The organism is Nocardioides conyzicola (assembly GCF_039543825.1).
Lineage (GTDB): Bacteria > Actinomycetota > Actinomycetes > Propionibacteriales > Nocardioidaceae > Nocardioides > Nocardioides conyzicola.
In genome coordinates, this window is the sequence record NZ_BAABKM010000002.1 from 543,939 (window position 1) to 556,170 (window position 12,232).

A 12,232-nucleotide genomic window follows, 5' to 3' on the forward strand; every position below is an offset into this window, starting at 1 on the left:
CCGGTCGGTCCCACCTCTTCAGTTGTCGTGTTCCTGCGGTCCTGTCAGCCGTCCGAGACGTCGGTGTTGACCCAGGAGTAGGTCGCGACCGCTGCCGTGCCCTGGTTCACGAACGGCGCGTCGTCGGGCAGCGACACCGTGAACGTGAACGTGCTGGACCCACCCGGGGCGAGGTTGCCGACGTCCTGCGTCACGTCGTTCATCGCACCGAACCGGCCGTCGAAGACGGTGGTGCCGTCCTGCTGGATCTTCAGGTGGAGCTCGCCGTCGGCGAAGGTGGCCGCGTCGGCGTTCTCCTCGAACGAGAGCCGGGACTCTCCGGCACCCGAGTTGCGGATCGTCACGGTCTTGGTCACCGAGTCGCCCGGCTCGAGCTCGCTGATGGTGAGCGTGGCGCCCTGGCCGGGGTCTGCCTGGAGCCGGACGCCCGTCGTCGCCTCGCTGGCGCCCGTCCACGGGATCCCGGCCACCGACGCCAGGACCGCAAGACCCGCGATCACGGACACCGGGATGATGAACCGCCGCACCTGCGCAGCCGACGGACGGGCCGTACGGATCGGCGCGGTGGTCGCGATGGTCATGGTGTCTCCCGGCTGCTGCTGATGATGATGACCAGAACGCTAGAGAGGGCGCTGCCACGACCGGGCAACACGGCAACCACACCCGACCCACCGTTTGGTAACAGAAATCGGGGTCCCGTGGACCTCACTCCACGGCGGAGAAGAGATCCCCGTGCTCGGCGACCCGGTCCAGGACCTGCTCGGGCGTGAACTGGTCGAGCCCGAGCGGGTCGTCGGCGCCCTCCTCGACCTCCGCCCAGGTCACCGGGGTCGCGACAGCGGGGCGCTCGCGCCCGCGCAGGGAGTAGGGCGAGATCGTGGTCTTCGAGCCGGCGTTCTGCGACCAGTCCAGGAACACCTTTCCCCCGCGGCGGGCCTTCGTCATGGTCGCAGTCACGAGCTTGGCGTGCTCCCCCTGGAGCTCCTCGGCGACCTCCTTGGCGATCGCGGTGGACTCGTCGGAGGGCAACCGCTTCGGCAGCTCGGCGTACAGGTGCAGGCCCTTGCTGCCGCTGGTCACCGGCCGGGCTGCGAGGCCGCGGTCCGCGAGCTTGTCGCGGACCAGCAGCGCCACCTGGCAGCACTCGTGCAGTCCCGCCGGCTCCCCCGGGTCGAGGTCGATCACCAGCCGGTCGGCGTTGCGGGGCTGCCCGTTGCGACCCACCGTCCACTGGTGGACGTGCAGCTCGAGCGCGGCGAGGTTGGCGAGCCAGGTGAGGGTGGCGAGGTCGTCGACGATCGGGAAGACGAGCGTGTCGCTGGAGGACTGGGCGCGGGAGCCGGTGGTGGGGACCTTCGCGGTGCGCACCCAGGACGGGGTGCCCGGGGGCGTGTTCTTCTCGAAGAAGCTCCCGTCCTGCACGCCGTGCGGCCAGCGGATCCGGGTCACGCACCGGTCCTTCAGCAGCGGCAGCAGCACCGGCGAGACCTGCGCGTAGTAGTTGAGGACCTCTGCCTTGGTGAAGCCGGTCCGCGGGTAGAGCACCTTGTGCAGGTTGGTGATCGTCAGCGTGCGTCCGTCGACCTGGACGCGGACCTCCTCCCTCTCCGGCGTCGGCTTGTCCATCAGCGACCGATCGCGATCAGGGGGCGCTGGTCCGGGTCGAGGCGGGCCATCAGGGACTTGATGAACCACCGCGGCGCACTCACGCACCCGGCCGTGGCTCCGGAGCCGTTGACGTGCAGGAAGATTCCCGAGCCACGGTGGCGGACCTGGTGGGGGTTGAAGCCGATGACGATGGACCACTCGTACTGCGAGCGGTAGTCGCTGAGCCGCTCGGAGGAGTTGGGGTCGCTGCCCGAGAGCCACCAGCGGAACCCGCCCTGGCTCTTGTTGCGGTAGCGGTTGTAGTACCTCGACCTGTTGTCCTGCACCCAGAAGTCACCGCTGCGGACCTTGCGGTAGCGCAGGTCCCACGCCGCGTCCCGGCTATGCATGCCGAACGCCCAGGGGAGCTCGAACGTGCCGAGGGGGGTGGTGCCGGTGTTCTGGCGACGCCGCGGACCGGGCACGAGCCCGCCGTACCCGATCCGACCGTCGGTCACCTGGGTCAGCCGCCGCCAGTGGCCGTCCTTCAGGCTCCACAGGCTCACCCGGGCGTGGTAGCCCGAGGTCCGGTTGACCGTGACGACCTGGCGGGTGCCCGCGCGGAGGGCGACGTCGACGCCGTCGAGGCGGACGTGGTCGGGCGCGGCGTCCGCCGGGGCGACGGGGGCGATCAGGGTGACGGCGCCGAGCAGCAGCGCGAGTGCGATCCGGATCCTCACAGCAGATCCTCCGGGGTGAGATCGGTGCGGACCCCCTGGAACGAGGGCTGTCGCAGGCGTTCATACCCACGACCGTGCGTGTCGATGTCCACGACGAGCACCGGCTCCAGCCAGCGGGTGCCCTGGGCGTCGACCCGCGGCACCTCGTCGGCGAACGGGCTGTCGTCGCGACCGAGCGCGGCGACGAGCTCGGTCAGCACCGCACCCTGCTTCGGCCCGATCCCGCTGCCCACCCGGCCCCGGTAGAGGAGCCCGTCGGGCGTCATCTCGCCCACGAGGAGCGCGGCGAGGCGGTCGGTGGTCCCCTCCTGCGGGCGCCAGCCGCCGACGACGTACGACAGCCGGTGCCGGTGGGCGAACTTCAGCCAGTGCGAGGACCGCTCTCCCGGCTGGTACGTCGAGGTCCGGCGCTTGCTGACGATGCCCTCGAGCCCCTGCTGGAGGGTCGCGTCGAAGAGCATCGCGCCGTCGTCGTACGCAGCCGGGACCTGCCAGGAGCCGTCGAGGCCGAGACCGGCGAGCAGCTCGCGGCGCGCGTCGAGCGGCTCGCCGGTGAGGTCGCGCCCGTCGAGGCGGAGCAGGTCGAAGACCATGTAGATGGCGGGGACCGCGTCGGCCAGCCGGGCGGCCGTGGTCGCCTTGCGGACGTGCATCCGCTCCTGGAGCGTGCGGAAGTCGGGCAGCCCGCGGCCGTTGAGCGCGATGATCTCGCCGTCGACGAGCAGGTCCCGGCCCTCCAGCGGGCTGGTGGACAGGTCCGGCCACGCGATGGTGATCGCGTTCTCGTTGCGGCTGGTCATCCGCAGGGTGCCGTCACGGACGTCGGTGAGCGCGCGGACGCCGTCCCACTTCACCTCGTGCGTCCACGCCTCACCAGCGGGGACGTGAGGGCCCCGGGTAGCCAGCATCGGTCGCATGGCGACATCATGCCTGTCGTGAACCCGACCGGACCGCTCGACAATGCCGCCACCGGGCCGGAGACGTACGCCGTCATCGGCGCCGGCCCGTCCGGCCTGGCCGCCGCGCGCAACCTGCAGCGGTTCGGGATCCCGTGGTCGGGCTACGAGCTGTCGTCAGGGGTCGGCGGGCTGTGGGACATCGGCGGACCGCGGAGCACCGTCTACGAGTCCGCGCACCTGATCTCGTCGAAGCGGACCACCGAGTTCAGCGAGTTCCCGATGCGCGACGAGGTCGCGGACTACCCGTCGCACCGCGAGCTGCTGGCCTACTTCCGCGACTTCGCGGCCGCCCACGACCTGACCTCGGGCTTCGCCTTCGGGACCGAGGTGACGTCCGCGCGGCCGTCCGGGGACGGCGGCTGGATCGTGGTGAGCGAGGGACCCGAGGGCCGCGTCGAGCGCCGGCACGCCGGGGTGGTCGCCGCCAACGGGACGCTGAGCGAGCCGTCGGTCCCGGCGTTCGAGGGCAGCTTCGACGGCGAGATCTTCCACACCAGCGCCTACAAGTCACCCACGGTCTTCGCGGGCAAGCGAGTGCTGATCATCGGCGCCGGCAACTCCGGCTGCGACATCGCGGTGGACGCCGTGCACCACGCGGCCTCGGTCGACATGTCGGTGCGGCGCGGCTACTACTTCGTGCCGAAGTACCTCTTCGGCAAGCCGTCCGACACGCTCAACCAGGGCAAGCCGCTGCCGCCGCGGATCAAGCAGGCCATCGACTCGCGGGTGCTGCGGATGTTCACCGGCGACCCGGTGAAGTTCGGCTTCCCGAAGCCCGACTACAAGATCTACGAGTCGCACCCCATCGTGAACTCGCTGGTCCTGCACCACCTGGGGCACGGCGACCTCTCGGTCCAGCCCGACATCGACCGTCTCGACGGCGACGGGGTCGTCTTCGCGGACGGCACCCGGAGGTCGTACGACGTCATCGTGCTCGCCACCGGCTACCACCTGCACTACCCGTTCCTGGACCCCGGGCTGCTGCGCTGGTCGGGTCGCGGGACGGCGCCGGACCTCTACCTCAACATCTTCACGCAGCAGGACCCCAACCTCTTCGTGCTCGGCATGATCGAGGCGTCCGGGATCGGCTGGCAGGGCCGCTACGAGCAGGCCGAGCTGGTGGCGTCGTACCTCCGGGCCCGGTCGGCCAACCCGGGCGCGGCGCGCGCCCTCGAGGACCGGGTGGCCGGTCCTCGCCCTGATCTCTCGGGCGGATATCACTACCTCGGGCTGGAGCGGATGTCCTACTACGTCAACAAGGACGCCTACCGCTCGGCGGTGCGGTCCGAGATCGAGAGGCTGCGTTGATGCTCCTGCCCCTGGTGACGGCACTGACGACCGACATCGACCACATCAACATCGACTTCAGCTCGGGCGCCCAGACGGTGCTGAAGATAGTGATCGCGACGATCCTCTTCGGCATCGCGCTCGACATCGAGATCTCGGACTTCACCGCGGTCGTGCGGCGCCCCTTCCCGATCCTGGTCGGCGTCGTGGCCCAGTTCCTGCTGCTGCCGGCACTGACGCTCCTGCTGGCGATCGTGCTCGACGTCCGCGGCTCGATCGCGCTCGGCATGATCCTGGTCGCCTGCTGCCCGCCGGGGAACGTGTCCAACATCCTGACCCACCGCGCCGGCGGCGACGTCGCGCTGTCGGTGTCGATGACCGCGATCAGCAACCTGCTGACGATCGTCATGCTGCCGGTCAACTTCGCGTTCTGGGCCGGGCTCTCCCCCGCCGGCGACGACCTGCTCCGGGACGTCGACCTCGACCCGGTGAAGACGTTCGTCGAGATCGCCCTGGTGATCGGGCTGCCGTTCGTCGCGGGCGTGACGATCAACCGACTCTGGCCCCGGGTGGCCCACCGGGCGCACACGATCGTCGGGCCGGTGTCGTTCGTCCTGCTCCTGCTGATCATCGTGCTGGCGTTCATCGGCAACTGGGACATCTTCACGACCTACATCACTCTGGTGCTGCTCGCCGTCTTCATCCAGCACCTCATGGCACTCGGCCTCGGCTACGGCGTCGCTCGCGCCACGGGCCTGCCCAGCAGGAGCCGCAAGGCCATGACGTTCGAGGTGAGCGTCCGCAACACCGGCCTCGGCCTGGTGCTGGTCTTCGTCTACTTCGACGGCCTCGGCGGGATGGCACTGGTGGCCGCCTGGTGGGGCCTCTACGACATCCTGGCCGGCCTGGTCGTGGCGGGCGTGTGGAAGCGGCGCACGGCGGAGGTGGCCGCGTGAAGGTGCTGGTCACGGGGGGCAGCGGCTTCCTCGGGCGCTCCGTGGTCGCGGGGCTGACGGCGGTGGGCCGCGAGGTGGTCAGCGCCGACCTGCTTCCACCTGCGGTGGAGATGGACGTGACCTCGCAGTCGGCGGTCGACGCCGTGATCGGGTCGGTGCGGCCGGAGGTCGTCGTCCACCTCGCGTCGATCGTGACGCCGGGTCCCGACTCGACGCGCGAGCTGGAGTACGCCGTCGACGTCACCGGCACGCGGCACGTCCTCGACGCGTGCGTCGCCCACGGCGTGCGCCGGGTGGTCGTGTCGTCCAGCGGCGCGGCGTACGGCTATCACGCCGACAGCCCGGCGTGGATCACCGAGGACCAGCCGGTGCGTGGCAACGAGGAGTTCGCCTACAGCCACCACAAGCGGCTGGTCGAGGAGATGCTGCCGTCGTACGGCTCCCTGGAGCAGGTGGTGCTGCGGATCGGCACGATCCTCGGGGCGTCGGTCGACAACCAGATCACCGCGCTGTTCGAGCGCAAGCGGCTGCTGAAGATCCGGGGCGCCGAGTCGCCGTTCGTCTTCATCTGGGACACCGACGTCGTGGCCGTGATCCAGCAGGCCGTGACGGGGTCGGTGACCGGCGTCTTCAACGTCGCCGGTGACGGCGCGCTGACGATCACCGAGATCGCGGCGCTGCTCGAGAAGCCGGTGCTGACCATCCCGGAGCCGCTGCTGCGGGCCGCGCTCGCGGTGGCGTCGCGGCTGCGGCTCTCGCCGTACGGGCCGGAGCAGACGATGTTCCTGCAGTACCGCCCGGTGCTCGACAACACGCGTCTGAAGAGCGTTTTCGGGTACACCCCCACCCGGACCTCCCGTCAGGCTTTCGATGAGTGGCGGGAGTCCCGCCGGTCATACTGACCGGTGTAAGTGCATCCAGAGAGAGGCTTCCCCATGCGTGCGATCTGGAAGGGCGCGGTGTCCTTCGGGCTGGTCAGCGTCCCGGTCAAGCTCTACGCGGCCACCGAGTCGCACGACGTCTCCTTCCGCCAGGTGCACGCCAAGGACGGCGGCCGGATCAAGTACCAGCGCGTCTGCTCGCTCGACGGCGAGGAGGTCGCGTACGCCGACATCGCCAAGGGCTACGAGACCGAGGACGGCGAGATGGTCATCCTCACCGACGACGACATGGCCGAGCTGCCGTCGACGTCGTCGCGGGAGATCTCGGTCGAGAAGTTCGTGCCGTCCGACCAGATCGACCCCCTGCTCTTCGAGAAGTCCTACTACCTCGAGCCCGAGTCGACCGGCGCCAAGCCCTACGCGCTGCTTCGCCAGGCCCTGCTCGACGCCGACCGGATGGCCGTCGTCACCGTCGCGCTCCGGCAGCGCACCACGGTCGCCGTGCTCCGCGTGCGTGACGACGTGATCGTGCTCCAGACGATGATGTGGCCCGACGAGGTCCGCACCCCCGACTTCTCCGTCGAGACCGGAGACGTCAAGCCGGCCGAGGTGAAGATGGCCAACATGCTGGTCGAGACCCTGTCCGGCGACTTCGACGCCTCCGAGTTCGAGGACGACTACGCCGGCGCCGTCGAGGCCCTGGTCAAGACGAAGATCGAGGGCGGCGAGGTCAAGCGCACCGAAACCTCGACCAAGACCTCCGGGGAGGTCGTCGACCTGCTCGCCGCGCTGCAGCGCTCGGTCGATGCCGCCAAGACGGCTCGCGGCGAGAGCACCGACGACAAGCCGGCGGCGAAGAAGGCCGCGAAGAAGGCGCCTGCCAAGAAGACGGCCGCCAAGAAGACCGCGAAGAAGGCCCCCGCCAAGAAGGCCGCGGCGAAGAAGGCGAGCTGACCGCTGTCGGATCGGCCCGCGACCGTTCGTAGTACGGGTGAGCGGCCGCCCACCAGGGGCGCCCCGACCCACAGGAGATGATCCGCATGCAGTACCTGGTTTCCGTGATCGACGACGGCACCGGCCCGTCCACCCCGACCGAGGATGCGGCCATCGACGCCTTCAACGACCGACTCCGGGCGGACGGCTACTGGGTCTTCGCCGGCGGCCTCGGCTCGCCCGACCCGGCGACCACGATCGACAACCGCAGTGGTCAGCCGGTCTACACCGACGGACCCTTCGTGGAGTCGAAGGAGTACCTCGCCGGCTTCTGGATCCTCGAGGCACCCGACCTCGACGTCGTCCTCAAGCTCGCCGCGGAGGGCTCGCAGGCGTGCAACCGCAAGATCGAGGTGCGGCCGTTCCTGTGAGCTAGGTCTTCCACGGCGATCCCGCCGCCACTATTGGCGGCGGTTGAACGTGATCTTGCCGGTGGGTCGATGGGTCGTCTCGTACGTCGGGTCGTGGGCTCGGGCGTGATGCCTCGGGCACAGGAGACCGCCGTTGTCGAGATCCGTCGGGCCGTCGTCGGCCCAGCGGGTCCAGTGATGTCCGTGGCACATCCAGGGTGGCCAGTCACAGCCGTCGGCGACGCAGCCGCCGTCGCGGATGGCCATGGTGGTGAGCTGGGCCTTGGTGAAGAAGCGCTTGGCGCGGCCGACGTCGAGGACCTCGGACTTGCCGTTGAGGACGACGGGGAGGATCCGGGCGGCGCAGGCGAGGCGGCGGACCTGTGAGGGGCTGATGCGTTCGCCGGTGTCGAGGACACCGGCCTTGTCGAGCCTGCCCGTCAGCACGTCGAGGTCGATGTGGATCACGATGGTGGCGTCGGTGCCGCCGACCTTCGGGAGGTCCTTGGCGGAGATGCGTTCGATGAGCTCGGCGAACGCACGGCCCATGCGCTCGGGTCCGGGGCGGCGTTCGACGCCGGGTCCGTGGGTGGCGGCCTGGTGCTTCGGGGCGGCGATCGCCAGCAGCATCTTCTTGAGCATCGCCGCCTGCACGGTCGGGAGGGTGAACCTGGCGTGGGTCTTGCCGTGGCCGTCGTCGGTCATGGTGAGCCGCATCGCTTGGGCTGCTTTGGCTTCTTCCTTCTCGAGGAGGTCGGCCTCGTGCTGGTCGGCCAGGTCCGGGGCGACGACTTCGAGGAGGCGGCGGCCGAGGATCCGCAACGTCTTCGCGTCATGCTCAGCAGCGGCATCGACCAGGTGCCGCTCGGCGCGGATCACCAGGTCGGTGTCCAGGTCGTCGGGCAGCTCATTCACGGCACGGAGGATCACGACCGCCTGCTCCGGGCGAAGGTCACCGGCAGCGAGCGCGTCCCGCACCACGTCGTGGGTGTCCAGGTCGTAGCCGAGGTGCACCACCCCAGCAGCCGCCGACCGGGTGAGCCGGGTCTGGTGCGCCAACCAGGTCGCGGTCGACGTCGCGCCGGCCTCGGTGCCGACCTGGAGCTCGTCCGCGTGCCGGGCCACCCGGGACCGGAGCTCCACGACCTGCGCCTCGAGCCGGGTCAGCTCCACCAGGGTCGAGGCGGCCTCGCCAGACGTCATGGACCACACCGACGCATTCACCAGGCCGTCGACGATGCCGCGCATCCGCGCGGTCGCCGTGGCCACCTGGTGGTGGGGTGTGGTCATCGCTGTCATGGGACCAGCCAAGCACTGCCCACCGACAGTCAGAGGCCTCAGATGGCTTTATCCACAGGGTTTGTAGGTCACGAAACGGTCACGATCTCGATCATTGGAGGGCGGTTGGCTTTCCGGGGCTTTCGACACGGGCCTGGCGGCCCTGCTCAACCACCGGCGCGGGCTACGGCCGGGAAGCCGGGAAGTCACGCCCACCCGAGCGCGCCGTACCCGCGCACTTGCCCTCTCGGGTCGCTGGCGCCGTCGTGTCGAAAACGGAAGAGTCGGATCGACGCACGGGTGACAGCAACGTCGAGACCCAGGAGATGCAGATGCGCTACATGGTGTTCGTGAAGATGGCCCAGGACGTCGGCGAGGCGCCGCCGGCGCTGTTCGAGGCGATGGACGCGGAGATGGGGCAGGCGTTCGCCGACGGCTCGATGATCCTGGCCGGTGGGCTCGGGGGTGGCGAGCAGATCGTCGAGCTCCGTCTCGCCGACGGCGCGATCACGACCACGGACGGCCCGTACGCCGAGGCGAAGGAGATCGTCGGCGGGTTCTCGATCGTCGAGGCGCGCACCCAGGACGAGGCCGTCGAGGGCGCGCGCCGCGTCCTCGAGCTCCACCAGCAGCACTGGCCCGGATGGAAGGGCGCCGTCGAGATCCGGCCGATCTGGGGCCCCGACAGGTAGTGAGCAACCAGCCCACGCAGGAGGCCATCACCGCGGTCTGGCGGCACGAGTCGGTCCGGCTGGTCGGCGCGCTGACCCGGATGACCCGCGACCTCGACCTCGCGGAGGACCTCGCCCAGGACGCCCTCGTCGCCGCCCTCGAGCAGTGGCCGGACGGGGGCGTCCCCAGCAACCCCGGCGCGTGGCTGATGGCGGTGGCCAAGCGTCGGGCGATCGACCAGTTCCGACGCAACGACACCCTGCGCCGCCGTACGACGGAGCTCGCCCACACCCTGCAGGAGGCGGAGATGCCAGACCTCGACGCCGCCGTCGACCACATCGAGGACGACGTGCTGCGGCTCGCGTTCCTCAGCTGCCACCCTGCCCTTCCTCCGGAGTCGCGCACCGCCCTGACCCTCCGACTCGTCGGCGGCCTCACCACGCAGGAGATCGCCCGCGCCTACCTGGTCAAGGACGCGACCATCGGCCAACGCATCTCCCGCGCCAAGCGCCGGCTCGCGGAGAACGGCGCGAGCCTCGAGCTGCCCACCGGCCCCGAGCGACAGGCGCGGGTGGCCGACGTGATGGCCGTGGTCTACCTGATCTTCAACGAGGGGTACGCCGCGAGCAGCGGGCCGGACTGGACCCGGCCCGAGCTGTGCCTCGAGGCGATGCGCCTGGCCCGCGTCCTCGCCCGCCTGGTGCCCGATGACCCCGAGGTCCATGGGCTCCAGGCGCTCCTCGAGCTCCAGGGCTCACGACTGCCGGCCCGGCGGGACGCCGCCGGTCGCCCCGTGCTCCTGGAGGACCAGGACCGACGACACTGGGACCAGCTGCTGGTCCGGCGCGGGCAGGCCGCCCTGGCCGAGGCCGAGCGACTCGGCCGGACCGGACGCCCGGTCGGCAGCTACGTGCTCCAGGCCGCGATCGCCGCCTGCCATGCCCGGGCGCGCCGGCCGGAGGACATCGACTGGACCGAGATCGCCCGCCTGTACGACGTGCTCGCCGCCACCGCGCCGGGTCCGGTCGTCGAGGTCAACCGCGCGGTGGCGCACGGCCGAGCCCACGGCCCGGCCGCCGGGCTCGCGGTCATCGACGCGGTCCGCGACCATCCCGCGCTGGCCGGCTCACACCTGCCCGCGGCCGTACGCGGCGACCTCCTCGAGCGCGCGGGGCGGCACGACGAGGCGGCCGAGGCGTTCCGGCTGGCGGCCTCGCTGACCCGCAACGGCGACGAGCGTGCCCTGCTCACCAACCGGGCAGCACCAGCGCCGCCCACACCAGCAACGGACCCACCAGGACGACGATGACGCTGTAGGTCAGGATCTGCTTGTAGTAGACGGACTCCTCGATGGTGTCCGGACGGTTGGCGAGCATCAGGGCCCCGTTGGTCGAGAACGGGCTCACGTCCACGATCGTCGACGACACCGCCAGCGCCGCCACGAAGAGCCCGGCGTTGACGCCACCGTCGGCGATCAGCGGGATGGCGATCGGGATGATCACCGGCAGCAGCGCGGTCGACGAGGCGAACGCCGACACCACGCCGCCGACGTAGCAGAGGATCAGCGCGCCGATGACCGCAGCGGCCAGACCCGCCGCCCAGTTGCCGACGAACTCCGGCGACCCTGCGGTGGTCAGGATGGTCGCGTAGGTGCTGACGCCCGCGACCAGGAGCACGGTCGGCCAGGCGATCTGCTTGACCGTGTCCTTGTTCTGCTGCGGCGCGAGGATCGAGAGGATGACCGCAGCGGTGATCGCGACGAAGCCGATGTTCTTGTCCAGGATCAGCGAGACCAGCGCCACGCCGACGAACGCGATCAGCGTGAGCACCTGGTCCCGCCGTACGCCGGTGTCCACGGCCACGTCGGTCCCGCCGCCGGTCCCGGTGGCCCCCGTCGACTCCTCCTCGGGATCGATCCGGCGCGACATCAGCTCGCGGCCGCCGAGGACCACGAAGAGGATCGCGGCGAGGATCGTGTTGATGACCAGGCTGGACAGGAAGATCGTGATCTCGCTGTTGGGCAGGTCGTTGTCGCGCATCACCGAGTTGGTGATGGTGCCGTAGATGCTGATGGGCGAGAACCCACCCGCCTGGGCGCCGTGCACGACGAACATGCCCATCATCAGCGGGCTGATGCCGTAGCGACCGGCGAAGCCCAGCGCGATCGGGCCGATGATCGCGCACGCCGCGGGACTGACGGCGCCGATCGCGGTGAGCACGGCCGTGACCGCGAACATCACCCACGGGATCAGCGCCACCCTCCCGCCGACGCCCTTGACCGCCGATCTCACGATCAGGTCGACGGTGCCGTTGTTGCGCGCGATCGCGAAGAGGTAGGTCACCCCGATCAGGGTCAGGATCAGGTCACCGCTGACGCCGGCGAGGATCTCCTTCTCGTCGAGGTGGAGCGAGTACATCCCGACCAGCCACGCCGCGACGTACGCCAGCGCTCCCATGTTGATCGGCAGCACCGTGCCGATGACGAACAGTGCGACGAGGGCGATGATCGCCACCCATTCCGGTCCCATG

The 12,232-nt window shown here is 70.2% G+C and carries 13 protein-coding genes; 7 read left to right on the top strand and 6 right to left on the bottom strand.

Annotated elements, in window-relative coordinates; all coding sequences use genetic code 11:
- Positions 1-44: 44 nt before the first annotated feature.
- From ABEA34_RS05665 to ligD (ABEA34_RS05680), 4 genes are all read right to left on the bottom strand, one after another.
- A complete protein-coding gene (locus ABEA34_RS05665) occupies positions 45-581 on the bottom strand; it encodes a COG1361 family protein (protein ID WP_345520117.1) in 537 nt (178 codons plus the stop codon).
- Between the two features lie 124 nt (positions 582-705).
- Positions 706-1,626 (bottom strand): non-homologous end-joining DNA ligase, encoded by a 921-nt coding sequence (gene ligD, locus ABEA34_RS05670; protein WP_345520118.1) that lies wholly within the window; start codon positions 1,624-1,626, stop codon positions 706-708.
- The gene (locus ABEA34_RS05675) at positions 1,626-2,327 is read right to left on the bottom strand and encodes a L,D-transpeptidase family protein (RefSeq protein WP_345520120.1); all 702 of its coding nucleotides are present in this window, start codon (positions 2,325-2,327) and stop codon (positions 1,626-1,628) included. The genes ligD (ABEA34_RS05670) and ABEA34_RS05675 overlap by 1 nt, the downstream gene beginning before the upstream one ends.
- The gene (gene ligD / locus ABEA34_RS05680; protein ID WP_345520122.1) at positions 2,324-3,244 is read right to left on the bottom strand and encodes a non-homologous end-joining DNA ligase; all 921 of its coding nucleotides are present in this window, start codon (positions 3,242-3,244) and stop codon (positions 2,324-2,326) included. The genes ABEA34_RS05675 and ligD (ABEA34_RS05680) overlap by 4 nt, the downstream gene beginning before the upstream one ends.
- A gap of 18 nt (positions 3,245-3,262) precedes the next feature.
- On the opposite strand from ligD (ABEA34_RS05680), the gene ABEA34_RS05685 reads away from it, so the two are divergent.
- The 5 genes from ABEA34_RS05685 (at position 3,263) to ABEA34_RS05705 (ending at position 7,774) form a co-directional block, all read left to right on the top strand.
- Positions 3,263-4,594 carry a flavin-containing monooxygenase gene (locus ABEA34_RS05685; protein WP_345520124.1) on the top strand — a complete coding sequence of 444 codons (1,332 nt, stop codon included), beginning with the start codon at positions 3,263-3,265 and terminating at the stop codon, positions 4,592-4,594.
- Positions 4,594-5,529 carry a bile acid:sodium symporter family protein gene (locus tag ABEA34_RS05690; protein ID WP_345520126.1) on the top strand — a complete coding sequence of 312 codons (936 nt, stop codon included), beginning with the start codon at positions 4,594-4,596 and terminating at the stop codon, positions 5,527-5,529. Before ABEA34_RS05685 ends, ABEA34_RS05690 begins: the two co-directional genes overlap by 1 nt.
- Positions 5,526-6,431, top strand: a complete 906-nt coding sequence (locus ABEA34_RS05695) for an SDR family oxidoreductase (RefSeq protein ID WP_345520128.1) — start codon at positions 5,526-5,528, stop codon at positions 6,429-6,431. Before ABEA34_RS05690 ends, ABEA34_RS05695 begins: the two co-directional genes overlap by 4 nt.
- A gap of 33 nt (positions 6,432-6,464) precedes the next feature.
- Positions 6,465-7,364 (top strand): non-homologous end joining protein Ku, encoded by a 900-nt coding sequence (gene ku / locus ABEA34_RS05700; RefSeq protein ID WP_345520130.1) that lies wholly within the window; start codon positions 6,465-6,467, stop codon positions 7,362-7,364.
- An 86-nt stretch (positions 7,365-7,450) separates the two neighbouring features.
- Complete coding sequence (locus tag ABEA34_RS05705) at positions 7,451-7,774, top strand: YciI family protein (RefSeq protein WP_345520132.1); 324 nt, start codon at positions 7,451-7,453, stop codon at positions 7,772-7,774.
- Positions 7,775-7,804: 30 nt separating this feature from the next.
- On the opposite strand, the gene ABEA34_RS05710 is transcribed toward ABEA34_RS05705, so the two are convergent.
- Positions 7,805-9,052: an HNH endonuclease signature motif containing protein gene (locus tag ABEA34_RS05710; RefSeq protein WP_345520134.1), complete on the bottom strand. Its 1,248-nt coding sequence runs from the start codon at positions 9,050-9,052 to the stop codon at positions 7,805-7,807.
- A gap of 311 nt (positions 9,053-9,363) precedes the next feature.
- On the opposite strand from ABEA34_RS05710, the gene ABEA34_RS05715 reads away from it, so the two are divergent.
- Both ABEA34_RS05715 and ABEA34_RS05720 read left to right on the top strand, forming a co-directional pair.
- Positions 9,364-9,723, top strand: a complete 360-nt coding sequence (locus tag ABEA34_RS05715; RefSeq protein ID WP_345520136.1) for a YciI family protein — start codon at positions 9,364-9,366, stop codon at positions 9,721-9,723.
- On the top strand, positions 9,723-11,012 hold the full coding sequence (locus ABEA34_RS05720) for an RNA polymerase sigma factor (protein WP_345520138.1): 1,290 nt from the start codon (positions 9,723-9,725) through the stop codon (positions 11,010-11,012). Before ABEA34_RS05715 ends, ABEA34_RS05720 begins: the two co-directional genes overlap by 1 nt.
- Here ABEA34_RS05720 and ABEA34_RS05725 read toward each other — a convergent pair.
- On the bottom strand, positions 10,951-12,231 hold the full coding sequence (locus ABEA34_RS05725; protein WP_345520140.1) for an SLC13 family permease: 1,281 nt from the start codon (positions 12,229-12,231) through the stop codon (positions 10,951-10,953). The two genes, ABEA34_RS05720 and ABEA34_RS05725, sit on opposite strands and share 62 nt — an antisense overlap.
- Position 12,232: the final 1 nt, after the last annotated feature.

What these genes read in the sequence shown, in the direction of transcription:
- ABEA34_RS05665 (WP_345520117.1), bottom strand. Translation starts at nt 581, where the DNA reads ATGACCATCGCGACCACCGCGCCGATCCGTACGGCCCGTCCGTCGGCT.
- ligD (WP_345520118.1), bottom strand. Translation starts at nt 1,626, where the DNA reads ATGGACAAGCCGACGCCGGAGAGGGAGGAGGTCCGCGTCCAGGTCGAC.
- ligD (WP_345520122.1), bottom strand. Translation starts at nt 3,244, where the DNA reads ATGCGACCGATGCTGGCTACCCGGGGCCCTCACGTCCCCGCTGGTGAG.
- ABEA34_RS05690 (WP_345520126.1), top strand. Translation starts at nt 4,594, where the DNA reads ATGCTCCTGCCCCTGGTGACGGCACTGACGACCGACATCGACCACATC.
- ku (WP_345520130.1), top strand. Translation starts at nt 6,465, where the DNA reads ATGCGTGCGATCTGGAAGGGCGCGGTGTCCTTCGGGCTGGTCAGCGTC.
- ABEA34_RS05705 (WP_345520132.1), top strand. Translation starts at nt 7,451, where the DNA reads ATGCAGTACCTGGTTTCCGTGATCGACGACGGCACCGGCCCGTCCACC.
- ABEA34_RS05710 (WP_345520134.1), bottom strand. Translation starts at nt 9,052, where the DNA reads ATGACAGCGATGACCACACCCCACCACCAGGTGGCCACGGCGACCGCG.
- ABEA34_RS05715 (WP_345520136.1), top strand. Translation starts at nt 9,364, where the DNA reads ATGCGCTACATGGTGTTCGTGAAGATGGCCCAGGACGTCGGCGAGGCG.
- ABEA34_RS05725 (WP_345520140.1), bottom strand. Translation starts at nt 12,231, where the DNA reads ATGGGACCGGAATGGGTGGCGATCATCGCCCTCGTCGCACTGTTCGTC.